Origin of the sequence: Streptomyces sp. GbtcB6, assembly GCF_019091475.1 — a bacterium.
Taxonomy (GTDB): Bacteria; Actinomycetota; Actinomycetes; order Streptomycetales; family Streptomycetaceae; genus Streptomyces; species Streptomyces hyaluromycini.
In genome coordinates this window covers 330,060-356,129 of sequence record NZ_JAGXJL010000005.1, presented here as the reverse complement: position 1 = coordinate 356,129, position 26,070 = coordinate 330,060, and the positions used below count along the sequence as shown (strand labels likewise).

Annotated in this window: 23 protein-coding genes; 11 read left to right on the top strand and 12 right to left on the bottom strand. The window is 72.0% G+C overall.

The genetic code is table 11. From position 1 onward, the window contains the following. Positions 1-2: 2 nt before the first annotated feature. Positions 3-887, bottom strand: coding sequence for a GNAT family N-acetyltransferase (locus tag KVT45_RS12010; RefSeq protein ID WP_217546699.1), 885 nt, complete (start codon positions 885-887; stop codon positions 3-5). Positions 888-954: 67 nt separating this feature from the next. On the opposite strand from KVT45_RS12010, the gene KVT45_RS12005 reads away from it, so the two are divergent. Continuing rightward, complete coding sequence (locus KVT45_RS12005; protein WP_217546697.1) at positions 955-1,746, top strand: aminotransferase class IV; 792 nt, start codon at positions 955-957, stop codon at positions 1,744-1,746. Here the strand turns inward: KVT45_RS12005 and KVT45_RS12000 are convergent. Further along, on the bottom strand, positions 1,743-2,342 hold the full coding sequence (locus KVT45_RS12000; RefSeq protein WP_217546696.1) for a GNAT family N-acetyltransferase: 600 nt from the start codon (positions 2,340-2,342) through the stop codon (positions 1,743-1,745). The two genes, KVT45_RS12005 and KVT45_RS12000, sit on opposite strands and share 4 nt — an antisense overlap. 166 nt (positions 2,343-2,508) lie before the next feature. After that, positions 2,509-2,940, bottom strand: coding sequence for a Zn-ribbon domain-containing OB-fold protein (locus KVT45_RS11995; RefSeq protein ID WP_217546694.1), 432 nt, complete (start codon positions 2,938-2,940; stop codon positions 2,509-2,511). Positions 2,941-3,155: 215 nt separating this feature from the next. Here KVT45_RS11995 and KVT45_RS11990 point away from each other — a divergent pair, with 215 nt between their 5' ends. From KVT45_RS11990 to KVT45_RS11965, 6 genes are all read left to right on the top strand, one after another. Continuing rightward, the gene (locus KVT45_RS11990; protein WP_217546860.1) at positions 3,156-4,745 is read left to right on the top strand and encodes a subtype B tannase; all 1,590 of its coding nucleotides are present in this window, start codon (positions 3,156-3,158) and stop codon (positions 4,743-4,745) included. A gap of 313 nt (positions 4,746-5,058) precedes the next feature. Then, positions 5,059-6,216, top strand: coding sequence for an NAD(P)/FAD-dependent oxidoreductase (locus KVT45_RS11985; protein WP_217546693.1), 1,158 nt, complete (start codon positions 5,059-5,061; stop codon positions 6,214-6,216). 185 nt (positions 6,217-6,401) lie between these two features. Continuing rightward, complete coding sequence (locus KVT45_RS11980) at positions 6,402-7,889, top strand: FAD-dependent oxidoreductase (RefSeq protein ID WP_217546691.1); 1,488 nt, start codon at positions 6,402-6,404, stop codon at positions 7,887-7,889. A 157-nt stretch (positions 7,890-8,046) separates the two neighbouring features. Further along, entirely contained in the window at positions 8,047-10,275 is a 2,229-nt protein-coding gene (locus KVT45_RS11975; RefSeq protein ID WP_217546689.1) for an acetate--CoA ligase family protein, read from the top strand. Next, complete coding sequence (locus KVT45_RS11970) at positions 10,275-11,072, top strand: enoyl-CoA hydratase/isomerase family protein (protein WP_217546687.1); 798 nt, start codon at positions 10,275-10,277, stop codon at positions 11,070-11,072. The genes KVT45_RS11975 and KVT45_RS11970 overlap by 1 nt, the downstream gene beginning before the upstream one ends. Before the next feature lie 61 nt (positions 11,073-11,133). Next, complete coding sequence (locus KVT45_RS11965) at positions 11,134-11,754, top strand: flavin reductase family protein (protein ID WP_217546686.1); 621 nt, start codon at positions 11,134-11,136, stop codon at positions 11,752-11,754. Positions 11,755-11,992: 238 nt separating this feature from the next. Here KVT45_RS11965 and KVT45_RS11960 read toward each other — a convergent pair whose 3' ends face one another. Next, a complete protein-coding gene (locus KVT45_RS11960) occupies positions 11,993-12,907 on the bottom strand; it encodes an NmrA family NAD(P)-binding protein (protein WP_217546684.1) in 915 nt (304 codons plus the stop codon). A 103-nt stretch (positions 12,908-13,010) separates the two neighbouring features. Between KVT45_RS11960 and KVT45_RS11955 the strand changes: the two genes are divergently transcribed. Further along, entirely contained in the window at positions 13,011-13,643 is a 633-nt protein-coding gene (locus KVT45_RS11955) for a TetR/AcrR family transcriptional regulator (protein WP_217546683.1), read from the top strand. Between the two features lie 69 nt (positions 13,644-13,712). Here KVT45_RS11955 and KVT45_RS11950 read toward each other — a convergent pair whose 3' ends face one another. Next, positions 13,713-15,026: an MFS transporter gene (locus KVT45_RS11950; RefSeq protein ID WP_217546681.1), complete on the bottom strand. Its 1,314-nt coding sequence runs from the start codon at positions 15,024-15,026 to the stop codon at positions 13,713-13,715. A gap of 71 nt (positions 15,027-15,097) precedes the next feature. On the opposite strand from KVT45_RS11950, the gene KVT45_RS11945 reads away from it, so the two are divergent. Further along, complete coding sequence (locus tag KVT45_RS11945) at positions 15,098-16,144, top strand: GlxA family transcriptional regulator (protein WP_217546679.1); 1,047 nt, start codon at positions 15,098-15,100, stop codon at positions 16,142-16,144. A 217-nt stretch (positions 16,145-16,361) separates the two neighbouring features. Here KVT45_RS11945 and KVT45_RS11940 read toward each other — a convergent pair whose 3' ends face one another. Both KVT45_RS11940 and KVT45_RS11935 read right to left on the bottom strand, forming a co-directional pair. Next, positions 16,362-18,821 (bottom strand): FtsX-like permease family protein, encoded by a 2,460-nt coding sequence (locus KVT45_RS11940; protein ID WP_217546677.1) that lies wholly within the window; start codon positions 18,819-18,821, stop codon positions 16,362-16,364. Next, positions 18,815-19,588 carry an ABC transporter ATP-binding protein gene (locus KVT45_RS11935; RefSeq protein ID WP_254646606.1) on the bottom strand — a complete coding sequence of 258 codons (774 nt, stop codon included), beginning with the start codon at positions 19,586-19,588 and terminating at the stop codon, positions 18,815-18,817. Before KVT45_RS11935 ends, KVT45_RS11940 begins: the two co-directional genes overlap by 7 nt. A gap of 268 nt (positions 19,589-19,856) precedes the next feature. On the opposite strand from KVT45_RS11935, the gene KVT45_RS11930 reads away from it, so the two are divergent. After that, positions 19,857-20,480 (top strand): LysE family translocator, encoded by a 624-nt coding sequence (locus KVT45_RS11930; RefSeq protein WP_254646605.1) that lies wholly within the window; start codon positions 19,857-19,859, stop codon positions 20,478-20,480. An 85-nt stretch (positions 20,481-20,565) separates the two neighbouring features. Here KVT45_RS11930 and KVT45_RS11925 read toward each other — a convergent pair whose 3' ends face one another. From KVT45_RS11925 to KVT45_RS11915, 3 genes are all read right to left on the bottom strand, one after another. Next, positions 20,566-21,615: a Zn-dependent alcohol dehydrogenase gene (locus KVT45_RS11925; protein WP_217546676.1), complete on the bottom strand. Its 1,050-nt coding sequence runs from the start codon at positions 21,613-21,615 to the stop codon at positions 20,566-20,568. Further along, positions 21,615-22,769 carry an acyl-CoA dehydrogenase family protein gene (locus KVT45_RS11920; protein ID WP_217546674.1) on the bottom strand — a complete coding sequence of 385 codons (1,155 nt, stop codon included), beginning with the start codon at positions 22,767-22,769 and terminating at the stop codon, positions 21,615-21,617. The genes KVT45_RS11925 and KVT45_RS11920 overlap by 1 nt, the downstream gene beginning before the upstream one ends. A 406-nt stretch (positions 22,770-23,175) precedes the next feature. Beyond that, a complete protein-coding gene (locus KVT45_RS11915) occupies positions 23,176-24,090 on the bottom strand; it encodes an SDR family NAD(P)-dependent oxidoreductase (protein WP_217546673.1) in 915 nt (304 codons plus the stop codon). 86 nt (positions 24,091-24,176) lie between these two features. Here KVT45_RS11915 and KVT45_RS11910 point away from each other — a divergent pair, with 86 nt between their 5' ends. Then, entirely contained in the window at positions 24,177-25,112 is a 936-nt protein-coding gene (locus KVT45_RS11910; RefSeq protein ID WP_217546671.1) for a cyclase family protein, read from the top strand. A 316-nt stretch (positions 25,113-25,428) separates the two neighbouring features. Here KVT45_RS11910 and KVT45_RS11905 read toward each other — a convergent pair whose 3' ends face one another. Both KVT45_RS11905 and KVT45_RS11900 read right to left on the bottom strand, forming a co-directional pair. Beyond that, positions 25,429-25,905, bottom strand: a complete 477-nt coding sequence (locus tag KVT45_RS11905; RefSeq protein ID WP_217546854.1) for an ATP-binding protein — start codon at positions 25,903-25,905, stop codon at positions 25,429-25,431. A gap of 18 nt (positions 25,906-25,923) precedes the next feature. Continuing rightward, a complete protein-coding gene (locus KVT45_RS11900; RefSeq protein WP_167449946.1) occupies positions 25,924-26,061 on the bottom strand; it encodes a hypothetical protein in 138 nt (45 codons plus the stop codon). Between the last annotated feature and the right edge of the window lie 9 nt (positions 26,062-26,070).

Here is a 26,070-nt window from a genome sequence, read left to right as displayed (position 1 = left end):
CCTCACGGCGCCTTCTCCGCGAGGTCGTACACCGCCCAGTCGGCCACCTGCCGATAGCCGATGCGCTGGTAGAGCGCGTTGCTCGTCGGGTTCGCGAGGTCCGCGAAGAGCAGGACCTCGGCGGCCCCCGCGGCCAGCGCCGCCCGGCTGACCTCCGCCGTCACCGCGCCGGCATAGCCGCGGCCGCGCAGTTCCGGCGGGGTGTAGACGGGCGCGACCCGGACCTGGCCGGCGACCGCCAGGGTCACGCCCGCCATGGAGACGGGGATGCCGTCGGGGGTCTCCCAGAGGGTGACGCCGTCGTAGGAGAGCCGGAAGTCGGCCCAGTCCGCGCCGTCCCGGCCGCCCCGCGTGCCCGCGTCGGCCACGAACCCCTCGTACCAGCGGATCAGCAGCTCCCGGTCGGACGCTCCGGCCAGCCTCGCCCGGCCCTCCGGCGCCGGCGAGGGTCCCGTCAACTCGCCCAGCCGGTAGAGGCGTTGCAGCTCGTGCAGCTCTCCCGGCGCCCCCGTCCGCCGTTCCCACTCCGCCACGAACCCCTCCGCCGTGGCCCGCTCGGCGGACACCCCGGGCACCGGGTGGCCGAGGGCGAGGAGGCGGTCGACCAGCGCCTCGGTCTCGCCGGCCGTGAGGCGGGTGACGTTCAGGGCGTACGGGGGCGTGTGGAGCAGCACCGCGCCCACGCTGCCGTCGCTCCGGGTCAGGTGGCCGAAGAACGGGGGCTGGTCGCCGTAGGCCTGCGGGCCCCGCCGCCGGAGCTGCTCGGTCACCGTGAGGTGGACGGTGTACAGGTCCGGTCGGGAGTGGAGGAAGTCGTGGGCGTGGCCGAGGAACTCGTTGACGTCGGAGGTGAAGTACCAGTCGGATGTGCCTCTTTCGGGAGCCATGGTCGATGATCCCGTCCGAACGCCTTGCCAGGCACCTGAATTAGGGCGCCTGTGGCAGCATGGCGCCGTGCCGAACGTGGAGATCAATGGCCGGCGGGCAGACGTCGGGGACCTGCACCGGGTGGCGACGCAAAACTACGGGCACTTCACCTCCATGCAGGTGCGGGACGGGGCCGTGCGCGGTCTGGAGCTGCATCTGGGGCGGCTGGAGGGGGCCTCCCGTGAACTCTTCGGTGTGCCGGGCGGCGATCGGGACCGGGACCGGCTCCGGGAGTTCATCCGGCACGCGGTGCGCGGGGAGCGTGCCGCGTCGGTCCGGGTGACCGTCGTCCCCGGTGCGCAGGAGCCGTCGGCACCGGACGTCATGGTGTCGGTCACCGCCCCCGTGGCCGACACACCGGGCCCGGCCCTGCGGGTGCGCACCGTCGTCTACGAGCGTGAGCTGCCGCACCTCAAACACCTGGCGACCATGGGGCTGACGTACCACCGGCGCCGGGCCCGGGAGGCGGGCTTCGACGACGCCCTGTTCGTGGGCCGCGACGGGTACGTGCGCGAGGGCTCGATCTGGAACGTCGCGTTCTGGGACGGGGAGCAGGTCGTGTGGCCCGAGGCCCCGGTACTGCCCGGCATCACCATGCAGCTGCTGCAGGGCGGGGCGGCGAAGGCCGGTGTGCCGTGGTCGACCCGTCGCCTCACCACCGACGACCTGCCTTCGCTGCGCGCCGCCGCGGCGGCCTACTCCCACTGCCCCGCCCAGCCGCTCGCCGGTATCGACGACGTCCCCTTCCCCGGCGACGGCGCCGCCCTGACCGACGCGCTGCGCGCCGCCTGGGCCGAGGTGCCCTGGGATTCGATCTAGGCCTCCAGGGCGGTGCCCGGGTCCGTGGCCAGGCGGGCGTGCAGGTGTACGTCCCGGAAGGCATCCTTGCGGCCCGCCTCGAACATCGCGCCGCGCAGTGTCCCCTCGTACGCGAAACCACAGTTCCGGGCTATGCGGCAGGACGCGTCGTGGCCGAGGGCGTGCCCCAGCTCAAGGCGGTGGAGGTCCAGTTCGGCGAAGGCCCAGTCCGCCGCCAGGGCCAGGGCGTGGGTGGCGACCCGGCGGCCCCGCGCCTCGGGGAGCGCCCAGTAGCCGACCCGGGCCGTCCGGAACGTCCGGTCGATCATGTTGACGCCGACGTGGCCGAGGGTCGTACCGCCCTCCGCGTCCGTGATCCGGAACGGCTCGCACGTGTCGTCCGCCGCCTGACCGCGCAGGACGGCACGGGCACCCGCGAGGTCGGTCACCAGGGTGAGCGGGGTGTTCCAGCGCCGGAAGTCCGGGTCGGTACGAGCCCGCAGCCACGCCTCGACCTGCGCCTCCGCGTCCGGGTCCCAACGGTCGAGCCGCAGACCGTGACCGTGCGGGGTGGGGTCGGGGCGGTGGGCGGCGGGCTGTTCGTCGGTGAGGGCCATGCGGCCATTGAAACGCGCGCGCCGGGCGAGGGCCCAACAGGATTCCGCGTATCGCCGGGCGGCGGTCGGGTGGGGTTCCGTGGGCCGTCGGGCAACCGACCAGCGGATTCGCGTGCGTCGCCGGGCAGCGGTCCGGTGGGGTTTCTTTGTGCGGGGCCGGCCGGACTCAGTGCCCCGGTGCCGGGCGGAAGACCGGCGCCCCCTCCCGGAAGGCGACCTCCAGTTCCAGTCCGGCTCGCAGGGTCTCCGGGGCGGCGGTCACCAGTTCCGTCATCATGCGCGGGCCCTCCGCGAGGTCGACCACGGCGGGCACGTACGGGACACGGTCGCCGAACGGCGGGAGGTCGTTCCGGTGGACGACGGACCAGGTGTAGAGGGTCGCGCGGCCGGTCGCCCGCTCCCAGGTGACGTCCTCGCTCCAGCAGTGCGGGCAGAACTCCCGGGGGTAGTGGTGGGCCCGGCCGCAGGAGCCGCAGCGGCGGAGCAGCAGCCGGCCCTCGGCGGCCGCCTCCCAGTAGGGGCGGGTGAAGGCGTCCGGCTCGGGGCGGTCGTACCGCGGGGGTTGTGCGCGTATCCCGTCGGAAGTCGTCGCATCCATGAATCTGACGTTACGTCAGAACCTGAAGCGCAGCCTAGACCCGAGTGAGGAAAACCTGTGCGATTCCCATGACCCTATGGGCCCCCCATGAGATCCCGGCAAATTGTTGACGATTTTGTCGGCGCAAGATTACGTTCGCATCCGCAAGGCCAAGGAGCCCGGATACGAGAGGCAGCAAGGTGAAGCACAGGGCAGTGAAGCGCAGGACCGTGGTCATGGGGATCGGCGCCACGGCCGGTGTCGCGGCAGTCGGCGGTATCGCCCTCAGCGCGCAGGCGTCGAGCACGTCCTCCTCGTCCTCGGACTCCCTCAAGTTCGACGCGGACGCGTATTCGAAGCTGACGACGACGATCACGGACACCGAGGGCACCGAGCACAATGTGACATACCACTTCTGGAAGGCGATCACCTACGTCGCCAACCCGGTGGACGCCACCTACCAGTCCCTGATCGTCAGCGCCCCGGTCGAGATCGACGGCACGACGGTCGACCCGGCGGACGCCCCGATCCTGCTCGCCAACTCGATCGGCGGCTACATGCCCTCCTCCGTGGCCGACGCCACCGAGGTCGGCGGCGGCGGTTCCGCGATGGGCGGCGGTGCGGCCCCGAGCGGCGCGGCGCCCAGCTCCTCCAGCAGCGCCGCCTCCAACGCCAACGGCAACACCAACGCCACCGGCGGCGCCACCTCCAGCAACCAGCTGCTGGCACTGGCCGCCGGGTACGTCGTGATCGAGCCCGGCGCCCGCGGCCGTACCCTCAAGAACTCCGACGGCGAGTACTACGGCACCGCCCCCGCCGCGATCGTCGACCTCAAGGCCGCCGTCCGGTACATCAAGGCGAACAAGGGCCTGATCCCGGGCGACGTCGAGCGGATCGTCTCCGCCGGTACGAGCGCGGGCGGCGCCCTGTCCTCGCTGCTCGGCGCGTCCGGCGACAGCCCGGTCTACGACAAGTACCTGAAGGAGCTCGGCGCGGCCGACGCCTCGGACGCGGTCTTCGCGGTCGGCGCCTGGTGCCCGATCACCGACCTGGAGCACGCCGACGGCGCCTACGAGTGGAACTGGGGCACCAACGACCTCTCCACCGGCAAGCAGGTCGACCAGTCCGTCTCCAAGGACCTCAAGGCCCAGTTCGCCGAGTACCAGGCGGGCCTGAAGCTGCGCGGCCTGGCCGGCTTCGGCCCGCTGACCGCCCGCAACTACGACGACTACCTGGTCGAGCAGTACCTCCAGCCGTCGGCCACCAGGTACCTCGCCGCGCTCTCGGACTCGGACCGCGAGACGTACCTGGCGAAGAACACCTTCATCACCTGGTCCGGCGGCAAGGCCGCCTTCGCCTGGGACGACTTCCTCACCCACGTCGGCGCCCGCAAGAAGGACACCCCGGCCTTCGACGCCTTCGACCTGTCGGCCGGCGAGAACAATGAATTCGGAGCGGGTACGACCGAGACCCGCCACTTCACGGCGTACGGCGCGAAGAATGACTCCACCGGCCTCAGCACCAAGCGGGTCGCCGCCGACATCCCCGAGAAGCTGAACCTGATGAACCCCATGTACCACTTGGTGGAGAAGGTCAACGACCGCCGCTCCAAGCACTGGTGGATCCGCCTCGGCACCAGCGACTCCGACACCTCGCACGTCATCTCCGCGAACCTGACGGCCCGCCTGGACAACCTCGGCGACGACGTGAACCACCTCTACTACTGGGACGAGGGCCATGGCGCCAACACCGACCCGGGCGACTTCATCACCTGGATCGGCACGGTGACGAGCTATGGCAAGGGCAAGAAGGGCAAGCGGAATTAACAGGCCACCGCGGAAGTAAGAAGCTCTCACAATCGTGATGGCCCTCTCGAAGCCGCGATAGCCTCCCCGAACGCGGTGTCCTTTTTCCCGTCTGTCTAAGGACACCGCCCACCCGTGACGTCGGGCCCCAGCGCACCGGGGCCCGATGTCACGGGCCTTTCGCTTTTCGGACCGGTTTCCGGCCGGTTTTCCGCCAGATGAGGTGGGCTACGCCACAAGTCCCACCCACTTCTCCTACGGGTGTGATCAATCCGCAACCAATTCCGGTCTTGACCGAGACCCATCAACGTGAAGCGTGATTACGCTCCCGCTCATGGCCGTGTTCTCCCCCACCGTTTCGCCCGTCTACGTCATCGGCGCCGGCCCCGGAGGTCTCGCCGTCGCGTACGCGCTGCGAACCCGGGGTGTCCGCGCCGTGATCCTGGAGAAGTCCGACGACGTCGGCGCGTCCTGGCGCCGCCACTACGACCGTCTCCGCCTCCACACCACCCGGCGGCTGTCCGCGCTCCCCGGGCTGCCCATGCCGCGCCGCTTCGGCCGCTGGGTCTCCCGCGACGACGTGGTGCGCTACCTGGAGAAGTACGCCGAGCACCACGAACTGGAGATCGTCACCGGCGTCGAGGTCTCCCGCGTGGAACGCTCGCCCGACGGCGACGGCTGGCTGCTGCACGCCTCCGGCGGGCGTGAGCTGACCGGCTCCGCGGTGGTGGTCGCCACCGGCTTCAACCACACCCCGCGCATCCCCGACTGGCCGGGACGGGACGACTTCGGCGGCGAGTTCCTGCACACCGGGGCATACCGCAACGCCGAGCCGTTCGCCGGCCGGGACGTCCTCGTCGTCGGCCCCGGCAACACCGGCGCCGAGATCGCCGTCGACCTGGCCGAGGGCGGCGCCTCGCGGGTACGGCTGGCCGTCCGCACGGTCCCGCACATCGTGCGCCGCTCCACCGCCGGCTGGGCCGCGCAGTACAACTCCATCCTGGTACGACGGCTGCCGACGGCCCTCGTGGACCGGCTGGCCCGCACGATGGCCAAGGTCAGCGTGCCCGACCTGGCCGCGCACGGCCTGCCCCGCCCCGACAGCGGCCTCTACAGCCGGGTGAGGCAGGGCGCCATCCCGATCCTGGACGTCGGCCTCATCGACGCGGTGCGGCGGGGGAAGGTCGAGATCGTGGCCGCGGTCGACGGTTTCGAGGACGGCAAGGTCCTGCTCGCCGACGGCACCCGCGTCTCCCCCGACGCGGTGATCGCCGCGACCGGATACGTCCGCGCCCTGGAGGGCCTGGTCGGTCACCTCGACGTCCTCGACGACCGCGGCCGCCCCGTCACCCACGGCGCCCGCGCCCCGAAGACCGCCCCCGGCCTCTACTTCACCGGTTACACCAACCCCATCAGCGGCATGTTCCGCGAGATGGCCATCGACGCGGAGAAGATCGCGAAGGCGGTCGCCAAGCGTCAGCGGGTGGCGTAGACCGAACACCCCCGAAGGGCGTAGGAGACCTCAACCTCCCTACGTATCAACCCTGTTGCACATGTGACGCATGCGACGGGAGCCGTTTGTTACCGGCGGTAGCATCGCGCGCGTGCCCGGGACCAGAATGTGAGCCCTGCTCAACTTTCCGGCTCCACCCCTCTAGCTCAGCACGGAGGACGCACGTGGCACGTGAAAGACAGCTCTCCCGCCGCTCCCTCCTCGGCGGTGCCGCCGCCGGGGCCGTCGGCCTCACCGCGGTCTCCGCGGGCACGGCCTCGGCCGCCGCCTCCCGGACCGTCGACGTCGCGATCGTCGGCGGCGGCATCGCCGGGCTCACCGCGGCCCGCGACCTGGTGGCCGGCGGCAAGACCGTGGCCGTTCTGGAGGCCCGGGACCGGGTCGGCGGCCGGGTGGTGAACCTGAAGCTGGCCAACGGCGGCTTCACCGAGGGCGGCGGCGAGTTCATCGGCCCCACCCAGAACCGCATCAAGGCCCTCGCCGACTCCCTGGGCGTGGCCACCTTCACCACCTACAACACGGGCGACAACCTCCTCTACAAGGACGGCAAGCGCACCCCGTACGACACCAGCGGCCTGCTCGGCTCGGTCCCGCCGGTGGACGCGGCCGGTCTCGCCAACGCGGCGATCGTGCAGTCGGAGCTGGACAGCATGGCCGCGCAGGTCCCGGTGGACGCGCCCTGGACGGCCGCCAAGGCCGCCGAGTGGGACAAGCAGACCTTCGAGAGCTGGCTGAACGCCAACGCGATCGTGCCCTCCGCCAAGTTCCTGCTGGACCTGGCCTGCACGTCGATCTTCTCGGCCCAGCCCCGTGAACTCTCCCTGCTGTACGTCCTCTACTACATCGCCGCCGCCGGCGACGAGTCCAACGCCGGCACCTTGGAACGCCTCACCGACACGGCGGGCGGCGCCCAGGAGTCCCGTTTCGTCGGCGGCTCCCAGCAGGTCCCGATCAAGCTCGCCGCGACCCTCGGCGACCGGGTGGTGCTGAGCGCGCCGGTGCGGTCCATCGTCAAGTCCGGCGGTTCGTACGTCGTCACAGCCGACGGCATCACGGTCAACGCCACCCGGGTGGTGGTGGCCCTGCCGCCCCCGCTCGCCGCGCGCATCAGCTACGACCCGCTCCTCCCGGCCGCCCGCGACCAGCTCACCCAGCGGATGCCGATGGGCTCGATCGGCAAGGCCATCGCCGTCTACGACACCCCGTTCTGGCGGGCCGACGGCCTCAACGGGCAGGCGGTCAGCGACTCCGGCGTGGTCCGCTCGACCTTCGACAACTCCCCGCCGGACGCCTCCTACGGCGCGCTGATGGGCTTCATCGAGGCCGACGAGATGCGGGCGTACGACGCGGCGGGCGAGGCCGACGTCAAGACCGCCGTTCTGGCCGACTACGCCAACTACTTCGGCGACAAGGCCAAATCACCCACCTCCTTCGTGCTGCAGCGCTGGGACAATGAGGGCTTCTCGCGGGGCGGCCCGGTGGCCTACGCACCGCCGGGTGTGCTGACCGAGTACGGGGCCGCGCTGCGGCAACCGGCGGGCGGCATCCACTGGGCCGGGACGGAGACGTCGACGTTCTGGACCGGGTTCATGGACGGGGCGGTGCGGTCGGGCGAGCGGGTGGCGAAGGAGGTGCTGGCCGCCCTCGGTTGAGTCGGCGGGGTACTTCCGGCCGTAGCGTCCGGCGGCAACTTCCGGCTTCAACTTCCTGCTCCAACTTTGCGTGCAGACCAGTTCCTGACGCAGTGTCAGTTCAGTAATCTGACACTGCGTCAGTTAATTGTGCTGTCACACAGGAGCGGGCGGAACGATGCTTGGATCAACCCACGGCACCCTCACCACCGACTCCCGCCGGGCCCGGGTCATCGCCTGCGGTGAGCAGCGTCCCGGGCCCGCCGTCCACGGCCGCGCGGCCGACGCGGACGAGCTGGACGTCAGCGGGCGGCCGCTGTACGCGGACGTACCGGATCTGGACAGGTTCTTCCGCCCCGAGTCCGTCGCCGTGATCGGCGCCTCGGACGCGGAGGGGCGGCCCAACACCGGCATCACCCGGCAGCTGCTCGACTGGGCCGGGCGGGTCGGGGCCCGGGTGCACCCCGTGCATCCGACCCGGCCGTCGGTCTTCGGCATCGCCTGCGTGCCCTCCGTCGCCGACCTGCCCGAGCAGGTCGACCTCGCCGTCCTCCTGGTCGCCGACCCGCTGCCGGTGATCGAGGAACTGGCGGAGGCCAAGGTGAAGTTCGCGGTGGCCTTCGCCTCCGGGTTTGCGGAGACCGGCGAGGAGGGCGCGGCGGCCCAGACCCGCCTTACGGCAGCCGTACGGCGGTCCGGGCTCCGGCTGCTCGGCCCGAACACCAACCTGAACGCCTTCGAGCGCTTCCGCGACGACCTGGACGGCCCGGCGATCGCGCTGATCACCCAGTCGGGGCACCAGGGCCGGCCGGTCTTCGCCGCACAGGAGTTGGGCATCCGGCTCTCGCACTGGGCGCCGACCGGCAACGAGGCCGACCTGGAGACCGCCGACTTCATCTCCTACTTCGCCGAGCGCCCCGAGGTCGGCGCCATCGCCTGCTACGTCGAGGGGCTCAAGGACGGCCGCGCCTTCCTGCTCGCCGCCGACCGCGCGGCCCGCCGCGGGGTGCCCGTGGTCGCCGTGAAGGTCGGCCGCACCGAGGCCGGCGCCCGCACCGCCGCCTCCCACACCGGCAAGCTGACCGGCGCGGACGACGTGGTCGACGCGGCGCTGCGGCAGTACGGGGTGATCCGCGTCGACGGCCTCGACGAACTCCAGGACACCGCCGCCCTGCTGGCGCGGGCGCGGGCGCCGCTGGCCGACGGGGTCGTCGTCTACTCGATCTCGGGCGGCACCGGCGCACACGTCGCCGACCTGGCCTCCGGCCTGGGGCTGAAGCTGCCGGTGCTGTCGGCGGCCCGGCAGGACGAGCTGCACCAGTGGATACCGGAGTACCTGAGCGTGGCCAACCCGGTCGACAACGGCGGGCACCCGGTGGGCGACTGGCGCGGCCGGAAGATCATCGACTCGATCCTCGCCGACCCGGAGGTCGGGGTGCTGGTCTGCCCGATCACCGGCCCCTTCCCGCCGCTCAGCGACCGGCTCGTCCAGGACCTGGTGGACGCGGCCGAGGCCACCGACAAGCTGGTGTGCGTGGTGTGGGGCTCGCCGGTCGGCACCGAGGCCGCCTACCGCGACGTACTGCTCGGCTCCTCCCGGGTGGCCACCTTCCGCACGGTCGGCAACTGCCTCACCGCCGTCCGCGCCTACCTCGGCCACCACCGCTTCGTGAGCACCTACCGCTCCCCCTTCGACGAGGCCCCGCGCACCCCCTCGCCCTCCTACCGCAAGGCGCTGGCGCTGATGCGTCCCGGGCAGCAGCTGAGCGAGCACGCGGCGAAGCAGCTGCTGCGCGCGTACGGCATCCGGGTGCCGCGCGAGCAGCTGGTGACCAGCGCGGCGGCGGCCGTACGCGCGGCCGGGCTGGTCGGCTACCCGGTGGTGATGAAGGCGTCCGGCGGCCAGATCGCCCACAAGACGGAGCTGGGCCTGGTGAAGATCGGGCTGACCTCGGCCAGCCAGGTACGGGACGCGTACCGCGAGCTGACCGACATCGCGCGTTACGAGGGGGTCGCCCTGGACGGCGTGCTGGTCTGCCAGATGGTGGAGCGGGGCGTGGAGATGGTCGTCGGGGTCAGCCACGACGGCCTCTTCGGGCCGACCGTGACCGTGGGGCTCGGCGGGGTCCTGGTCGAGGTCCTGCACGACGCCGCCGTACGCGTGCCGCCGTTCGGCGAGGACCAGGCCCGGGACATGCTCGCGGAGCTGCGCGGGCGGCCCCTGCTGGACGGGGTCCGGGGCAGGCCGCCGGCCGATCTGGACGCACTCGTGGAAGTGGTCCTCCGCGTCCAGCGGATGGCCCTGGAACTCGGCGACCAGCTCGCCGAGCTCGACATCAACCCGCTGATGGTGCTGGAGCAGGGCCAGGGCGCGGTGGCGCTGGACGCGCTGGCGGTGTGCCGCTGATGGACACCGTCCGGTACGTGACGGCGGAGCGGGTCGCCCATCTCACCCTCGACCGCCCCGACGCCCTCAACGCCATCACCCCCGACCAGCGGGAGCAGATCATCCGCCACCTCGCCGAGGCCTCCGCGGACCCGGAGACCGGAGCGGTGGTCATCACGGGCACCGGCCGGGGCTTCTGCGCGGGCGCCGACCTCCGCGGCAGCGGCAGCGGCAGCGGCGATACGGCCGAACGCGTGCCCGGCGACGTGGCCCGCACCATCCGGCTCGGTGCCCAGCGTCTCGTCGCCGCCGTCCTCGACTGCGAGAAGCCGGTGATCGCGGCGGTCAACGGCACCGCCGCCGGTCTCGGCGTCCACCTCGCGCTCGCCTGCGACCTGGTGCTGGCCGCCGAATCGGCCCGTTTCATCGAGGTGTTCGTGCGCCGCGGCCTGGTCCCCGACGGCGGCGGCGCCTACCTGCTCCCCCGCCTGATCGGCCCGCACCGCGCCAAGGAGCTGATGTTCTTCGGCGACGCCCTCTCCGCCCCGGAGGCCGAACGTCTGGGCCTGGTGAACCGGGTCGTCCCGGACGCGGACCTGCCCAAGACGGCCCGCGACTGGGCCGCCCGCCTGGCCGCCGGCCCCACGCGCGCCCTCGCCTTGACCAAGCAGCTGGTCAACGCGTCCCTGGACACCGACCGGGCGTCCGCCTTCGCCGCCGAGGCGGCCGCCCAGGAGATCAACATGACCACCCGGGACGCCCAGGAGGGAGTGCGGGCCTTCGTGGAGCGCAGAACCCCTGATTTCCGGGGCCGATGACGGTGCCGGCGGGTCCCCGCCCCTTCCCATCTGACGGCCCGTCACTTTCAATGGAGAGGTGATGGGACACGCAGGGGCGGCCGCGGCTGCCGTCCGTTATCTGAGGTCGGTGCCCGGGGCGGGGCCGGTGGAGGCGCTGCCGCGCCCGGAGTTGCGGTGCGTGCGCGCGGACGAGCGGGCGCCGGTCGACCCGACGGAGTTCCGGCGCGTGCTCGGCACCTTCGCGACCGGGGTGACCGTGATCACCGCACCGGCCGCCGAGGGCGAGCCCTCCCCCGCCGGTTTCGCCTGCCAGTCCTTCTCCTCCCTCTCCCTCGACCCGCCCCTGGTCTGCTTCATGGTCGGCCGTACGTCGGCCACCTGGCCGCGCATCGCCCGCGCCGGCGTCTTCTGCGTCAACGTCCTCGGCGCGGACCAGGGCGAACTGTGCCGCGCCTTCGCGGTGAGCGGCGCGGACAAGTTCACCGGCGTGCCGTACGACACGGCCCCGGCCTCCGGCTCCCCCCGGCTGGCGGGCGCCGCCGCGTGGGTCGACTGCACGATCCACGCCGTCCACACCGGGGGCGACCACCTCATCGTGGTCGGCCGGGTGACCGCGCTGGGCACGCCCGCGGCCGCCGACGGACCCCTGCTGTTCCATCGGGGGCGGTTCGCCGCACTGGAAGCCCGGCCGGAGGGCTAGGCCCTGTCGTTTGGATCATCCCGGCGTCGCCGGGCTTGGCACGCACATCTGCGGCGTTGTCGTCACTCGCCGACGTCCCCCAGCCTTCGGCCGGGAGGTGCCCCCACCGCGTCGACTCCCTCCTCCGCCTTGCAGCTGCACGCACCAAGCCCCGCTCGGGTCTGTCGAAAGGCGCCGCACCTCATAGCCGACCTGATCCAAACGACAGGGCCTAGGGGTGCCCGTCGGGACAGCCCTGTCAGGAGAGCTGGTCGAGCAGTTCCTGACGGTGTGCGGTGGCCCATGAGCCGAGATGGACGGGCTCTCGGCCGAGCAGGTCCCGTACCGTGCCGGTGGTGACCGCGGAGTAGTCGAAACGGCCCTCGTAGGTCTGTCGCGCCCAGATCAGCGTGCTGGCCGCGTACGCGGCGTCCATGCCGGGGGGCACGGTGTCCAGCCCGGCATCGATCATGCGCTGCAGCTCGTCCGGGGTCAGGACCAGCGCGGGGATCTCCCGCCCGAGAGCGGCGGTGAGGACTTCGGCCACCTCGGCGCCGTTGAGGAGATCGGCGGACAGGTAGTAGTCCTTGCCCGCATGCGTCTCGGGGCCCTCGGCCAGGACCTTGGCCACCACCGCCGCGATGTCGTCGCCGGCGATCCAGCCGACCTGCTTGTCGCCCATCGGCCACACCATCGCACCGTCGCGCAGCCGGTTGATGCCCAGCAGGTTCTCCATGAACACGTGCGGATGCACGTTCGCCCAGGCCAGCCTGGAGCCGGCGATGTAGCGCTCCACCAGTTCGTGCCAGGCGAAGTGCGGGTCGGTGGAGCGTTTGTCGCTGAACACGCCCAGGTGCACCAGGAAACCGACGCCGGCGTCCTCGGCGGCGTCCACCAGGGTCTTGGTCTGGTGGTTCATCGCCGAGGTGTAGCCGGTCATCAGGAACACCCGGTCGATGCCCGCCAGCGCGCCGGGGAAGGTGTCGGGGTCGTCGAGATCGATACGGACCGCTTCCTTCCCCTCCTTGATCCACTGCTCGACGGTCGCCTCGCTGCGTGAAGCGCGCACCGCGACCACTTGCCCGGGCGTCGCCTCCAGCGCGGCCACGACCGCCGATCCGATCCGGCCGGTGGCCCCGAGGACCAGCGCTCGCGGGGTACCTGTATTTGACATCTTTCTCTCCTCGCCTCATACGAAAGCAATCACTTTCGTATGTTCACGATAGTCATCGCTGTCGTATGCTGTGTCAAGCCGACGCGAGACCGGAGGAGGAACCGTGCGGACCTGGGCCGAGAACGACCCCAAGGCGCGCCTGATGGCACGCAAACGCGAGGCGATCATCAACGCGGCCCTCGCGGCCTTCCTCGACGAGGGCTACGGCGGCAGCTCGGTCAACCGCATCGCCGCGAGCGCGGGCGTGTCCATCACCACCCTGTACCGGCACTTCGACAGCAAGGACGATCTCTTCGTCGCCGTCATCCAGGAGGCCTGCGACACCTCCGCGCAGACCGCGGACCCGCAGTGGCTGGCCCTGCCGCCCCAGGAGGGCCTGACGGAAGCGGGCTGCGAGCTGCTCCGGCACATCCTGTCCGAGCAGCAGCTGGCGCTGTTCAGAGTGGTAGCCCGGGACGCGCAGCGCTTCCCGGAGCTCGGCCGCCGCTACCAGCAGGAGATCCTCGGAGACCGCATCGCCCTGTTCACCCGGCACCTGTCCCACTGGCCGGCGGAGCTGCGCGGCAAGGTCGGCGACCCCACCCGGGCCGCGCACGTCTTCTCCGCCCTCCTCCAGGCGGAGATCGTGGACACCGCCCTGCTCGGCGGACCGATCCCCGACCCGGCCGCCCTGCGCCTCCGCTCCCAGGAGGCCGCGAACGACCTGCTCGCCCTCGCCGAGGCCGGCCGGCTCTAGGGGCTGCCCGTGGGGCGGGCCGGGACCGAGGCGTTCTCGTACGACGAGCGGTTCGCCGTGGCCGGCCGGCTAGACGGCCAGGGCGGGCACCGCGGGCACCGGCCGCCGCCGGATCAGCAGGGCCATCAGGGCCGCGGCCGCGCACAGGGTGCCGGAGGCGTACCAGACCATGTCGTAGGTGCCGAAGGCGTCGCGGGCGACGCCGCCGAGGTAGGCGACGAGGGCCGCGCCGATCTGGTGGGAGGCGAGGACCCAGCCGAAGACGATGGCGCTGTCGTCGCCGTACCGCTCCCGGCACAGGGCCAGGGTGGGCGGGACGGTGGCGACCCAGTCGAGGCCGTAGAAGATGATGAAGAAGATCATCGAGGGGTGGACCGACGGGCCAAGGAGCATCGGCAGGAACAGCAGGGAGATGCCGCGCAGGGCGTAGTAGACGGCGAGCAGGCGGCGCGGTTCGAAGCGGTCGGTGAACCAGCCGGAGGCGATCGTGCCGACGACGTCGAACACGCCGATGACCGCGAGCAGCGAGGCCGCCGTCGTGACCGGCAGGCCGTGGTCGTGGGCGGCGGGCACGAAGTGGGTCTGGACCAGGCCGTTGGTGGAGGCCCCGCAGATCGCGAAGGTGCCGGCGAGCAGCCAGAAGGGCCCGGTGCGGACGGCGGAGAACAGCACGCCGAGGGTCCTGCGTGCCGCCCCGGTGACCGGTGCCGGCTTCGGTACGAACTCGGTCGCGCCGTAGGGCTTCTGGCCCACGTCGGCCGGGTGGTCGCGCAGCAGCAGCCACACGAAGGGGACGACCGCGAGGGCGGCGAGGGCGACGGTGACGGCGGCCGGGCGCCAGTCGTACGTCTCGACCATCCAGGACAGCAGCGGCAGGAAGATCAGCTGGCCCGAGGCGGAGGCGGCGGTGAGGATGCCGCTGACCAGGCCGCGCCGGGTGGTGAACCAGCGGTTGGTGACCGTGGCGGCGAAGGCGAGCGCCATCGAGCCGGACCCGAGGCCGACCAGCAGGCCCCAGCAGAGCATCAGCTGCCAGGCCGCCGTCATCCACACGGTCAGGCCCGAGCCGAGCGCGATGACGGTCAGGGCGACGGCCACCACCCGGCGTATGCCGAAGCGGTCCATCAGCGCGGCCGCGAAGGGCGCGGTGAGCCCGTACAGCGCGAGGTTGACGGAGACGGCCGCGCCGATCGTGCCGCGCGACCAGCCGAACTCCGCGTGCAGGGGGTCGATGAGCAGGCCGGGCAGGGAGCGGAAGGCGGCCGCGCCGATGATCGTGACGAAGGTGACGGCGGCGACGAACCAGGCACGGTGGATGCGCGGCGAGCGGGTCGGCTTCAAGTCCTCGGTGAGGGCGGCTGCGGCTTCGCTTGTCTGGGTCACGCCATAAATATCCGGCCACCGGCCTCGCCCCATCGAGCGGCCCGAAGGACAGCATTCGCTAGGATCGGGCCATGAGCAGTGACCCCGGCTTCCGTCCGCACCGCGTCGTCGTCCTCGCCCTCGACGGCCTGCTCCCCTTCGAGCTGGGCATCCCGCACCGCATCTTCGGCCGCCCCAAGGACGCCCGGGGCCGCCATCTCTACGAGGTCGTGACCTGCTCGGTCCGCCCGCCCGGGCCGGTCGAGACCGACGCCGACTTCGCGGTCCACGTGCCCAACGGCCCCGAGACCCTGGCCACCGCCGACACCGTGATCATCCCGGCGTCGTACGAGCTGGGCCCGGTCTTCGAGGAGGGTGTCCTCACCCCCGAACTGGCCGCCGCCCTCGCCCACATCCGCCCCGGCACCCGGCTCGCCTCCATCTGCACGGGTGTCTACGTCCTCGCCGCCGCCGGCTACCTGGACGGCCGCCCGGCGACCACCCACTGGGCCGAGGCCGACCACCTCCAGCGGCTGTTCCCACAGATCGAGGTGGACGCGGACGTCCTCTTCATCGACGACGGCGACATCCTCACGTCCGCGGGGGTGGCCGCCGGCATCGACCTGTGCCTGCACATGGTCCGCCGCGACCACGGCACGGCCGTCGCCAACGAGGTGGCCCGCCGCACCGTCGTACCCCCGCACCGGGACGGCGGCCAGGCCCAGTACATCCACCGCCCGGTCCCCGACCCCCAGGTGGCCACGACCACCGCCGCCCGTGCCTGGGCCCTGGGCCGCCTCCACGAGCCCGTCCAGCTGCGGGACATGGCCGAGCAGGAGGCCATGTCGGTACGGACCTTCACGCGCCGCTTCCGCGAGGAGACCGGCATCAGCCCCGGCCAGTGGCTCACCCAGCAGCGCGTCGAACGCGCCCGCCACCTCCTGGAGTCCACCGACCTCTCCGTCGACCAGGTGGCCCGGAACGCCGGCTTCGGCACGGCCCAGTCGATGCGCCAGCACCTGCAGTCAGCCCTCGGCGTCACCCCGACCGCCTATCGCCGCACCTTCCGGGCCGGCACCGACGGGGCTCGGACCGGCGACGGGACCCGAGCCGGCGACGGGATCGGCGTCCCGCGTTGATCTCCCCGTGCGTCGTACCCCGCCCCACCAGCCGAGGGCGCTGAGTGCCAGGGGCACCCCGGTCCCGGCCAGGACGGCTGGGGACGGCGCTGTCACCCGCAGCAGTGCCCCGGCGAGGGAGCCGGTCGCCGCGTAACCGGCGGCCCCGACCGCGAGTCCTGTGGTCAGCTGCGCACGGGCCCGCTCGGGACGCAGCCGCATCCCGCCTCGCCGCGTCCTATTCGCGGATGCCTGCGGCCTCGATGGCACGCCGGCGGGTCGCGCTCAGGGTCGCGGCCGACGCGGTGGCCAGGGCGACGAGGGCGCAGAGCGCGACGGTCCCCCAGATCTGGGCCCAAGGGATCACCGTCGGCGCACCGGTCACGAGCTTGCTGAGCGAGGCGTGCTGGGTGACCGCGGCGAGCACGGTCGCCACGGCGGCGAGCAAGGTGCCGACGACCACCGCCACGGCGGACTCGGCCGCGGTGACCTTCACGATCTGTCCGCGCGCGGTGCCGACGAGCCCGAGCAGCGCGAATTCCCGCCGACGCCCCGCCATCGCCATGATCAGCGTGTTGGCGACCGCGATCAGCGCGTAGGTCAGTGCGATCCCCAGGATCACCACCGCGGCGTTGTCCGTCTGCCGCGCGGCATGCGAACTCTGGGCACCGAGGTAGGCGTCGTACGTCGTGACGTGGGCGCCGGAACCCGCCAACGCCCGGTTCACCGCGACCCGCTGCTGTGCGTCGAGTTCCCTCCCGGTGCCCGCCGCGGAGTCGACGTAGACCTGGCTCGTCACCAGTCCGTCGGCCGGCGAGGAGGATATGTATGTGTCGTCCCCGTGCAGACCGCGCGCGACGACGGCGGCGATGACGGTCGGGACCCGCCGGCCGGTCGGCAGCAGGGCGACCACGTGCTGCCCCACCGACAGGTCGTCGGATTCGGCCGCGTGCTGGTCGATGACCAGGAAGTTCTCGGGCAGCGAGGCGAGGGAGCCGGAGAGCACGGGCGGCCGGACGGTGTCACCCATCGCTTTCGTGGGCACCGCGTTCGTGCTCAGCGAGTCGATCTGCTCGCCGAGAGCCGTACCGATCCGGACGTTCATGGCGGACACCGGGGTGACCCGGATGCCGGGCACGGCCCGGAGCCGGGCCAGTGTCCTCGCGTCGATCCCCGGATCGCCGCCGGGCACCACCACGGCCGCCGCGTGGACCTCCTGCCGCTGCCGGGCGAGCACCGCGGCGTCGCCTGACTTCTGCATGGTCAGCAGCGTGCCGACGAGGCCGACGGCCACCACGATCGGCGCCACGGTGGCGGCCGTGCGGCGCCGCGAGGTGAGGATGTTCTCGCGCACCAGCAGCGGGCCGGCCTTGGCCGAGCGGTGCAGCGGACCGATCAGCAGCCGGGTGACCGGACGCAGCAGGATCGGGGAGAGCAGGGTGACCGCACCGACGTAGAGAACCGGGACCGCCTCGTACTTGCGTACGGTGGCCGCGAGGTACGGCGTGGTCCGGGCGATCTCGATGCCCGCGACGACCGCGCCCGCCAGCATGCCGATCCCCAGCAGCCAGCGGATCGGGGTCATGCCGCGGCGTTCCACCGCGCTCTCGCGCAGCACCTCGACAGGCCGGATCAGCGACACGCGCAGCAGGGTCGCCGCCGAGCCGGCCAGCGCCGCGGCCACGCCGATGACGAAGGAGATCAGCAGCGGCACGACGTCGAAAGGGATGGTGAACCACGACGGCGCCACATCGTGGCCGAGCATCCAGGAGCGCAGCGGTACGGTCCCGAACGGGGCGAGCAGGCATCCGGTGACCGCCGCGGCCAGGCCGATCAGCAGGGCCTCACCGAGCACCATGCGCCGCACCTGCCGAGGCGCGGCGCCCACCAGCCGCAGCAGCGCCAGTTCCCGGCGGCGCTGCTCGGTGGCGAAGGCGAAGGTGGCGACGACGACGAACACCGCGACGCACACGGCAAGTCCGGTCGTGCTGCCCGCCATGGCCTGGGCGTTGGCCAACTCCGCGGACCCGCCGGTGTCGTCGGGGTCGGTCCGGGTCAGGTCGTCGCCGGTGAGGATTACGGCCCTGCCGCCCGCGAGCGAGGAGAGCCTGCCCGCGTCCTGGTCGGTGACGAGGGCGTTGACGCCCGGGGACAGCCGCGCCGCCTCCGCGTCGCTGAAGAAGACCGCGTGCTCGAACCAGAGTGCGCCGGTGACGCCCACCACCCGGTAGCGGCGCACGCCGTCACGCGTCGCCACTTCGGTCCGACGGCCGATCAGCTCCTTGGAGCCACCGCTCACCACGATCTCGCCCGCGGCGCCGGGCGCGCGCCCGGCCATCAGGCGGTAGCACGCGTAGTGGGCGGACGACCAGGGGTGGCCGGTGGTGTCCGAGGGGCCGGTGGCGAGCCGTGCGGGGAAGCTGCGGTCGGGCGTCGCGTGCCCCGCCGCGGTCACCTTCGCGACGAGGTCCGCGGGGAGGACCGCGGGCGCCTTCATGGGGTCGCCCTCGAAGCCCCGTGGCACCACCACGGCCGAGGCGTCCTTGAACCGCTGCGGCCCCGGGTGCGGCGTCCCGAAGGTCGCCGCGAGGGTCAGCGTCATCATGCCGATCATCGTCGTACCGAGCGCGAGGGCGACGAAGGCGCCCACGAAGCCCGTCAGACGGTGGCGCAGAGTGGCTGCGGCGATCTTCAGCACGGCTTCGTCCCGCTTCCGCCCGGCTCCAGCTGGGCCATCCGCAGGGCAACGGACTCGGCCGTCGGCTCGGCCAGCTCACCGGTCACCTGGCCGTCGGCGAGGAAGACCACGCGCTGCGCGTACGAGGCGGCCACCGGGTCGTGCGTCACCATGACCACCGTCTGCCCGTGCTGCTCCACCACACCGCGCAGCAGCGCCAGGACGTCACGCGCGGTGCGTGAGTCCAGTGCGCCGGTCGGCTCGTCCGCAAAGATCACCTTGGGTCTGGTCACCAGGGCACGGGCGATGGCGACCCGCTGCTGCTGGCCGCCGGAGAGTTCGGCGGGCCGGTGCCCGCCGCGCTCGGCAAGGCCCACATCGGCAAGGCTCCGGTCGATGGCCGCCGGGTCGATCTCGCGCCCGGCCAGCCGCAGCGGCAGTTCCACGTTCTGCCGGGCGGTCAGCGCCGGAATCAGGTTGAAGGACTGGAAGACGAATCCCATCTGCTCGCGGCGCAGTTCGGTCAGCGCGCGCTCGGAGAGCCTGTGCAGCGGCACCCCGTCGAGCAGGACCTGGCCCGCGTCGACCCGGTCGAGACCTGCCGTGCATTGCAGCAGCGTCGACTTGCCCGAACCCGACGGACCCATGATCGCGGTGAACGTGCCGGTGAGGAACGACAGGCTGACCCCGGCCAGGGCAGTGATGCGCTGATCGCTGCTGCCGTACGTCTTGTGCAGACCGGACAGGAGGACGACCTCGCGAACGCTCGCCGCGCCGACGGCGGACAAGTCCGAGACCCCTGCCCGACCGGGTGATCGCGACGCTTCGAAAGCCTTGTTCCGGAACACTCTCTCGCCTTCTCCGTGGGGGCATTGCTCGTCCGCCACACGCACGTTAGGGCCGCATGCGGCAGCGCCACCTCCGGACTGCCCCTGATATCGCCCCTGAGGAACCCCTGACTGCGGAAGGCGCGTTGGTGATGTGGTCACGGCAGCAGCGTGTGACGGGTCAAAAGACGGTGCTCGGACGGCTCGGGCTGTGGCAGGCTCCTGCCGCATGCCGATACACGCGCACCTGTTCACGTTGTTCCTGGTGACGACGACGATCGCGATGATCAGCCCGGGGCCGGACATGCTGTTCATCCTGGGCTGCGGAATGCGCGGCGGCCCGCGCGCGGGACTGCTCGCCACGGCCGGAGTGGCGACCAGCGAGGCCGTCCATATCACCGTCGCCGCCGCCGGGCTGGCCGCGTTTTTCGCGGCGGTGCCGGTCGCCTTCGCCGCCGTACGGATCGTCGGCGCCGCCTATCTCATCTACCTCGGTGTTCAGGCCATCCGTCATCGAGGCGAGGAGCCGGCGGAGACAGCGGCCGGGCTCACAGGCCACCGCGCGTATCTCCGCGGCCTGCTGACCAACCTGCTGAACCCGAAGATGGTCACCTTCACCATCGCCTTCCTGCCACAGTTCATCGACCCTGCCCTGGGCAGGGTGTGGCTGCAGTTCGCGATCCTCGGCGCCGTCTTCCTCGCCCTGGAGTTCCTGGTGGACGGCCTCGTCGGCGTGCTCGCGGGACGCATCGGCACCTGGCTGCGCCGACGCCGCGCCGCTCGCCGCCGACTCGACGTAGCCACCGGTGGGATTCTGATCGGCCTGGGTGTGCGCCTGGCGGTCGAGGGTTGACCGCGTCAGCGGCGCCGGCCACTCGAGTCGGGGGCCGATCGCCTTCGAGGTTTCCCACCGCTGTGGACAACCCGCCCGACGCTCCTCAGAACGTGAGCACCCCCCGCGCCACCCGCCCCGCCTCCGCGTCGGCGCGGGCCTTCTCGAAGTCCTCCACCGGGTACGTCTCGGTCACCAACTCGTCGAGCAGCAGGCTCCCTTGGCGGTACAGCTCGGCGTAGAGCGCGATGTCGTGCTGCGGCCGCGAGGAGCCGTACCTACACCCCAGGATGGACTTGTCGAGGAACATGGAGGCGACGGCGAAGGACGCCTCGGCGGTGGGGGCGGGCATGCCGAGGAGGACGGCCTGGCCGTGCCGGTCGAGGAGGTCGACGGCCTGCCGGACCAGCTCGACCCGGCCGACGCACTCGAAGGCGTGGTCCACCCCGGTCGGCAGCAGGTCCTTCACGCCCTCCGTCGAGGTCAGGAAGTCCGTCGCGCCGAACTGCCGGGCCGCCTCCTCCTTGGCCGGGTTGGCGTCCACGGCCACGATCCGCAGCGCGCCCGCGATCCGCGCACCCTGGATGACGTTGAGACCGATTCCGCCGGTGCCGATGACCAGCACCGTGTCACCGCGGTCGACGCGGGCTCGGTTCAGTACGGCGCCCACACCGGTCAGCACCCCGCAGCCGATGAGGGCGGCCGATGTCAGGGGGATGTCCTTCGGGATCCGTACCGCCTGCACGGCCTTGACGACCGTGCGTTCCGCGAAGGCCGAGTTGCACGCGAACTGGTACACGGCCTGCCCGCCGCGCAGGAACGGCTTCTGCGGGCGCCCTATGGCCTTGCGGCACATGGTGGGCCGGCCCCGGTCGCAGTCGGCGCAGGCACCGCAGTTGGCGAGTGTGGACAGCGCGACATGGTCCCCCGGCGCCACATGGCTGACGCCCACACCGACCGCCTCCACCACACCCGCACCCTCATGCCCGAGCACCACGGGAACGGGGAAAGGTATGGTCCCATCCACCACAGACAGATCGCTGTGACACAACCCGGCCGCCGACACCGCGACCAGCACCTCCCCCGGCCCCGGCTCCCGTACGTCCAGGTCGTCGACGACCTGCACCTGTTTCCCGTCGAACACGACTCCGCGCATCACGACTCGACCCCCTTCGGTTCCCTCGGCAGACCGAGCACCCGCTCGGCGATGATCGTGCGCTGCACCTGGTCCGAGCCGCCGTAGATGGTGTCGGCCCGGGAGAAGAGGAACAGGTGCTGGGCGGCGTCCAGTTCGTACGGCGCGGCGGCCGACCAGCCGGCCGGGCCGACGCTCGCGGCCGTGCCCCGCACCAGCACGGCGAGCTCACCGAGCCGCTGGTGCCAGCCGCCCCACAGCAGCTTGGCCACACTGGGCGCGCCGGGCTCCACGGCCGAATTCCCGAGCGTCCGCAGGGAGTTCCACCGCATCACCCGCAACTCGGCCCACTGCCGCACCAGCCGCTCCCGTACGACGGGATCGTCGACGGCCCCGCTCTGCACGGCGTCCCGCACCACCCGCCCCAACTCCTCGGCGAACCCGATCTGCTGGGCGAGCGTGGACACCCCGCGCTCGAACCCGAGCAGGCTCATCGCGACGCGCCAGCCGTTGCCCTCGCCGCCGACGACGTGCTCCGCGCGCGCGTGCGCCCCGTCGAAGAAGACCTCGTTGAAGTCGCTGGTGCCGGTCATCTGCCGGATGGGGCGGACCTCGATGCGGCCCGGCTGGTCCATCGGCACCAGCAGGAAGCTCAGCCCGTGATGCCGCCGCGAGCCCGCCTCGGTCCGCGCCAGCACGAAACACCAGTCGGCCTCGTGGGCGAGCGACGTCCAGATCTTCTGCCCGGAGACGCGATACCCGTCCGCCTCCCGTACGGCCACGGTCCGTACGCCGGCCAGATCGGACCCCGCGCCGGGCTCGCTGTACCCCTGGCACCACAGCTCTTCCCCGGCGGCGACGGCCGGCAGAAAGCGCGTCTTCTGCTCGCTGCTGCCGTGCGCGATGAGTGTCGGGGCGAGCAGGTTCTCCCCGATGTGCCCGGACCGCGGCGGCGCCGCCGACCGGGCGTACTCCTCGGCCCAGGCGACCTGCTGGGTGAGCGTGGCGGTCCGGTTCCCGTACCCGCCCTCCGCCCACCCGATCCCGATCCACCCGGCGGCCCCGAGCGTGCGCTCCCAACTGCGCCGGTCCACATCGCTCTTGACGTGCGCACCGAGCCAGGCCCGGACTTCGGTGCGAAACACCTCGTCCTCCGGCGCTGCGCCGAAATCCACGGTGACCTCCAGAGATACGTCGGATCAGGACCGTGCGAAAACCGCCGATGACCACCGCGGTGGCTGATCACCGTCGCGGCGGAGAGAAAAGAGGGGCCGACAGGGGAGTGGACGGGGAGAGCAGCAGCGAGTGAGCCTCCCGAGGCAACCACCTGCCGAACCGAGCGACACGCAGCAAAGGGCTGCGGGGCGACGGAAGGCGGAAGGCGGAAGGTACGAGACGAAAGGCGCGAGACAGGAAACCGAACTTCTGAATCCCGGCAGCCACAACCCCCCAGGGGCGCGGGGAACTGCGCGAACAACCACAACGACGCCGCAGTCACCCACCGGCCGCAACCCGCCACGGCGGGCAGGCGCCCGGCCCTCACCCCTCCGCAGGCGTCAGAGCACACGCGGCCCACCCCCCTTACGCGTTCGGCCGGTTTCCTTCTCGCGCGGCGGCCTCCATCGCCGCCAGCCGCGCCAGCATCGGCATCGGATCCGTCCCCACGCCCCCCGGCAGCGCCTCCGCGATCCGCTGCGGCGTCCAGGCGCCCCCTTCGGCGTACGCGGCCCGCAACTCCCTCGGCTGGGCCCACACCGCGATCTTCGGTCCGGCCACCGTGTAGACCTGTCCGGTGACCCCGGCGTCCCGCGCCGCGTCGGACAGCAGGTAGACCACGAACGCGGCCACGTCCTCCGGCTCGCCGATCTCCGTCAGTTCCGTCGGCACGCCCGCCGACATCCGGGTCCGGGCCACCGGCGCCACCGCGTTCGCGGTCACCCCGTACTTGTGGAGGCCCAGCGCGGCGCTCCGCACCAGCGAGATGATCCCTCCCTTGGCCGCGCTGTAGTTGGCCTGCGAGACCGAGCCCTGGTGGTTGCCGCTGGTGAAGCCGATGAGCGTGCCGGCGCGCTGCTTGCGCATCACCGCGGACGCCGCGCGGAACACCGTGAACGTGCCCTTGAGGTGGGTGGCGACCACCGGGTCCCACTCCTCCTCGGCCATGTTGAACAGCATCCGCTCGCGCAGGATCCCCGCCACGCACACGACCCCGTCGAGCCGGCCGTACGACGACAGGGCCACGTCCACAACGCGCTGCCCGCCCGCCATCGTGGAGATGTCGTCGGCGACCGCGACCGCATCCCCGCCCGCCGCCTCGATCTCCTTGACGACGGCCTCGGCGACCTCGCTCGTGGGCGATCCGCCGTCGACCGCGACGCCGTAGTCGTTGACGACGACCTTCGCCCCCTCGGCCGCCGCCGCCAGCGCCACCGCCCGTCCGATACCGCGCCCCGCACCCGTCACGGCGACGACCTTGCCTGCCAAGAAGTTCCCCACGCCCGGCCCCTTCCCGCGGTTTCTGACGGACCGTTAGATTTTATGACCCGTCAGATGTGCGGACACAAGGCCTGGGGAGGACCCAGATGTCACTGCCGGCGCTTCATCCCGCGTTCCATGACATCGCCAAGCGCGTCAACAACTGGGGGCGCTGGGGCGCCGACGACGAGATCGGCACACTGAACCTGGTCACCGACGAGGTGGTGCGGGAGGCGGCGGCGACGGTCCGGACCGGGCGCCGCGTCCCGCTCGCCCTCCCGCTCCGGGAGGACGGCGTGCAGACCGGGATGATCCCGGGGCGGGTCAACCCCCTGCACACCATGGTGCAGATCAACCAGGAGCTCTTCGGCCCGGGGACCGTGGCGTGCAGCGACGACGCCGTGACCATGGGGCTGCAGGCCGGCACCCACTGGGACGCGCTCACCCATGTCTCGCACTCGGGGAGGCTCTACAACGGCCGCCCGGCGCGCACCGTCACCGCGCACGGCGGTGCCGAGTTCGGCGGGATCGACAAGGCGCGGCACATCGTCTCGCGCGGGGTGCTGCTGGACGTGGCACGCGCGCGTGGCGTGGACCGGCTGGCGGGCGGGCACGCGGTCACCCCGGAAGACCTGGACGCGGCCGAGGAGTTCGCCGGGACGAGCGTCCGCAGCGGTGACATCGTCCTCGTTCGGACCGGGCAGGTGCAGGTGTACCTCGCCGGGGACAAGCACGGGTACGGCTATCCGTCGCCGGGTCTTTCGGTGCACACCCCGGAGTGGTTCCACGCGCGCGACGTGGCCGCGGTCGCCAACGACACCCTCACGTTCGAGATCTTCCCGCCCGAGATCGAGGACCTGTGGCTGCCCGTGCACGCCCTGGACCTGGTCGAGATGGGGATGCTGCAGGGCCAGAACTGGAATCTCGAAGAGTTGTCCACAGCCTGTGGAGAAACCGGCCGGTACGCGTTCCTGCTGTCGGCGATGCCCGAGCCGTTCGTCGGGGCGACGGGCACTCCAGTCGCTCCCGTGGCCGTCCTGTGAGCACCGCCTGTCGAAAGCCGGTGTCACGCCCGAGGCGGCGTGACACCGGCCCTCCCCCATTCCCCCTGCATCCGGACGACCACGCGCACTGGCCCGCCCCGAGCCCGGTCCCGCGCGCCGCCGTCCGACTCGACCCACGCTCGACGAGGACGTCCGTCACCCAGACCCTCGCCGTCCCCTCGCGGCGAATCGCAGACCTCAAGCGTGAGCAAACGGTCACAAGGCGTCAACACCCGCGCGGGGTTTTACGACTTATGCCCCGGTTCACCATGGGCGCGCACGGATGCAACCCCCGGCGCATGGCCGCGCACCGGGATCACACCGCCTCGAAGGCCAGCCCTTCGTACGAGGCCAGCCCGCCCCCGTACGCGACCGCCGCGCCCTGCCGGGGCTGCGAACACCGGTCGAGTTCGCACCAGATGCGCTTGCCGGCGCCTTCGGGGCTCCAGCCCCAGCGGTCGGCGAGCCCGTCGACGAGGGCGAGGCCGCGGCCGCCGGTCGCGTCGCCGTCGGCGCACCGCGGCACGGGCGCGCGGTCGCTGGCGTCGGCGACCTCCAGCCGTACGGTGACCGACTCGTCGGCGCCCCTGCGGTCCGCGCCCGGCAGCGAGAGCCGCAGCACGGCCGGACAGCCGGTGTGCACCACGGCGTTGGTGACCAGCTCGGAGACGAGCAGGATCACCGTCTCGGCCAGCGGCTCGTCCGCCGCTATACCGGCCCCGGCGAGGCGCGAGCGGGCCCACCTTCTGGCCCGCCCCACCTCCGTGGGGTCGGGCCGGATCTCCAGCTGCACTTGAAGCACCTGCACCGCTCACACCATCCGAACCGGCGGACACATGAACCCGCGCCGAGCCAACGCCACGACGAGGGCCGCGACGAAAAGGACGACGAGGGCCACGATCGTAGCCATTTTCTGCATGGCCAGAACAACGGCCAGAGCAAGGGTCACGGAACGTGA

Excerpts from the sequence above, each read along its gene's own strand:
- KVT45_RS11925 (WP_217546676.1), bottom strand. The coding sequence starts at position 21,615 with ATGCGCGGAGTCGTGTTCGACGGGAAACAGGTGCAGGTCGTCGACGAC.
- KVT45_RS12000 (WP_217546696.1), bottom strand. The coding sequence starts at position 2,342 with ATGGCCCTCACCGACGAACAGCCCGCCGCCCACCGCCCCGACCCCACC.
- KVT45_RS11965 (WP_217546686.1), top strand. The coding sequence starts at position 11,134 with ATGGGACACGCAGGGGCGGCCGCGGCTGCCGTCCGTTATCTGAGGTCG.
- KVT45_RS11960 (WP_217546684.1), bottom strand. The coding sequence starts at position 12,907 with ATGTCAAATACAGGTACCCCGCGAGCGCTGGTCCTCGGGGCCACCGGC.
- KVT45_RS11930 (WP_254646605.1), top strand. The coding sequence starts at position 19,857 with ATGCCGATACACGCGCACCTGTTCACGTTGTTCCTGGTGACGACGACG.
- KVT45_RS11970 (WP_217546687.1), top strand. The coding sequence starts at position 10,275 with ATGGACACCGTCCGGTACGTGACGGCGGAGCGGGTCGCCCATCTCACC.
- KVT45_RS11990 (WP_217546860.1), top strand. The coding sequence starts at position 3,156 with ATGGGGATCGGCGCCACGGCCGGTGTCGCGGCAGTCGGCGGTATCGCC.
- KVT45_RS11945 (WP_217546679.1), top strand. The coding sequence starts at position 15,098 with ATGAGCAGTGACCCCGGCTTCCGTCCGCACCGCGTCGTCGTCCTCGCC.
- KVT45_RS11995 (WP_217546694.1), bottom strand. The coding sequence starts at position 2,940 with ATGGATGCGACGACTTCCGACGGGATACGCGCACAACCCCCGCGGTAC.
- KVT45_RS11910 (WP_217546671.1), top strand. The coding sequence starts at position 24,177 with ATGTCACTGCCGGCGCTTCATCCCGCGTTCCATGACATCGCCAAGCGC.
- KVT45_RS12010 (WP_217546699.1), bottom strand. The coding sequence starts at position 887 with ATGGCTCCCGAAAGAGGCACATCCGACTGGTACTTCACCTCCGACGTC.
- KVT45_RS11985 (WP_217546693.1), top strand. The coding sequence starts at position 5,059 with ATGGCCGTGTTCTCCCCCACCGTTTCGCCCGTCTACGTCATCGGCGCC.
- KVT45_RS11975 (WP_217546689.1), top strand. The coding sequence starts at position 8,047 with ATGCTTGGATCAACCCACGGCACCCTCACCACCGACTCCCGCCGGGCC.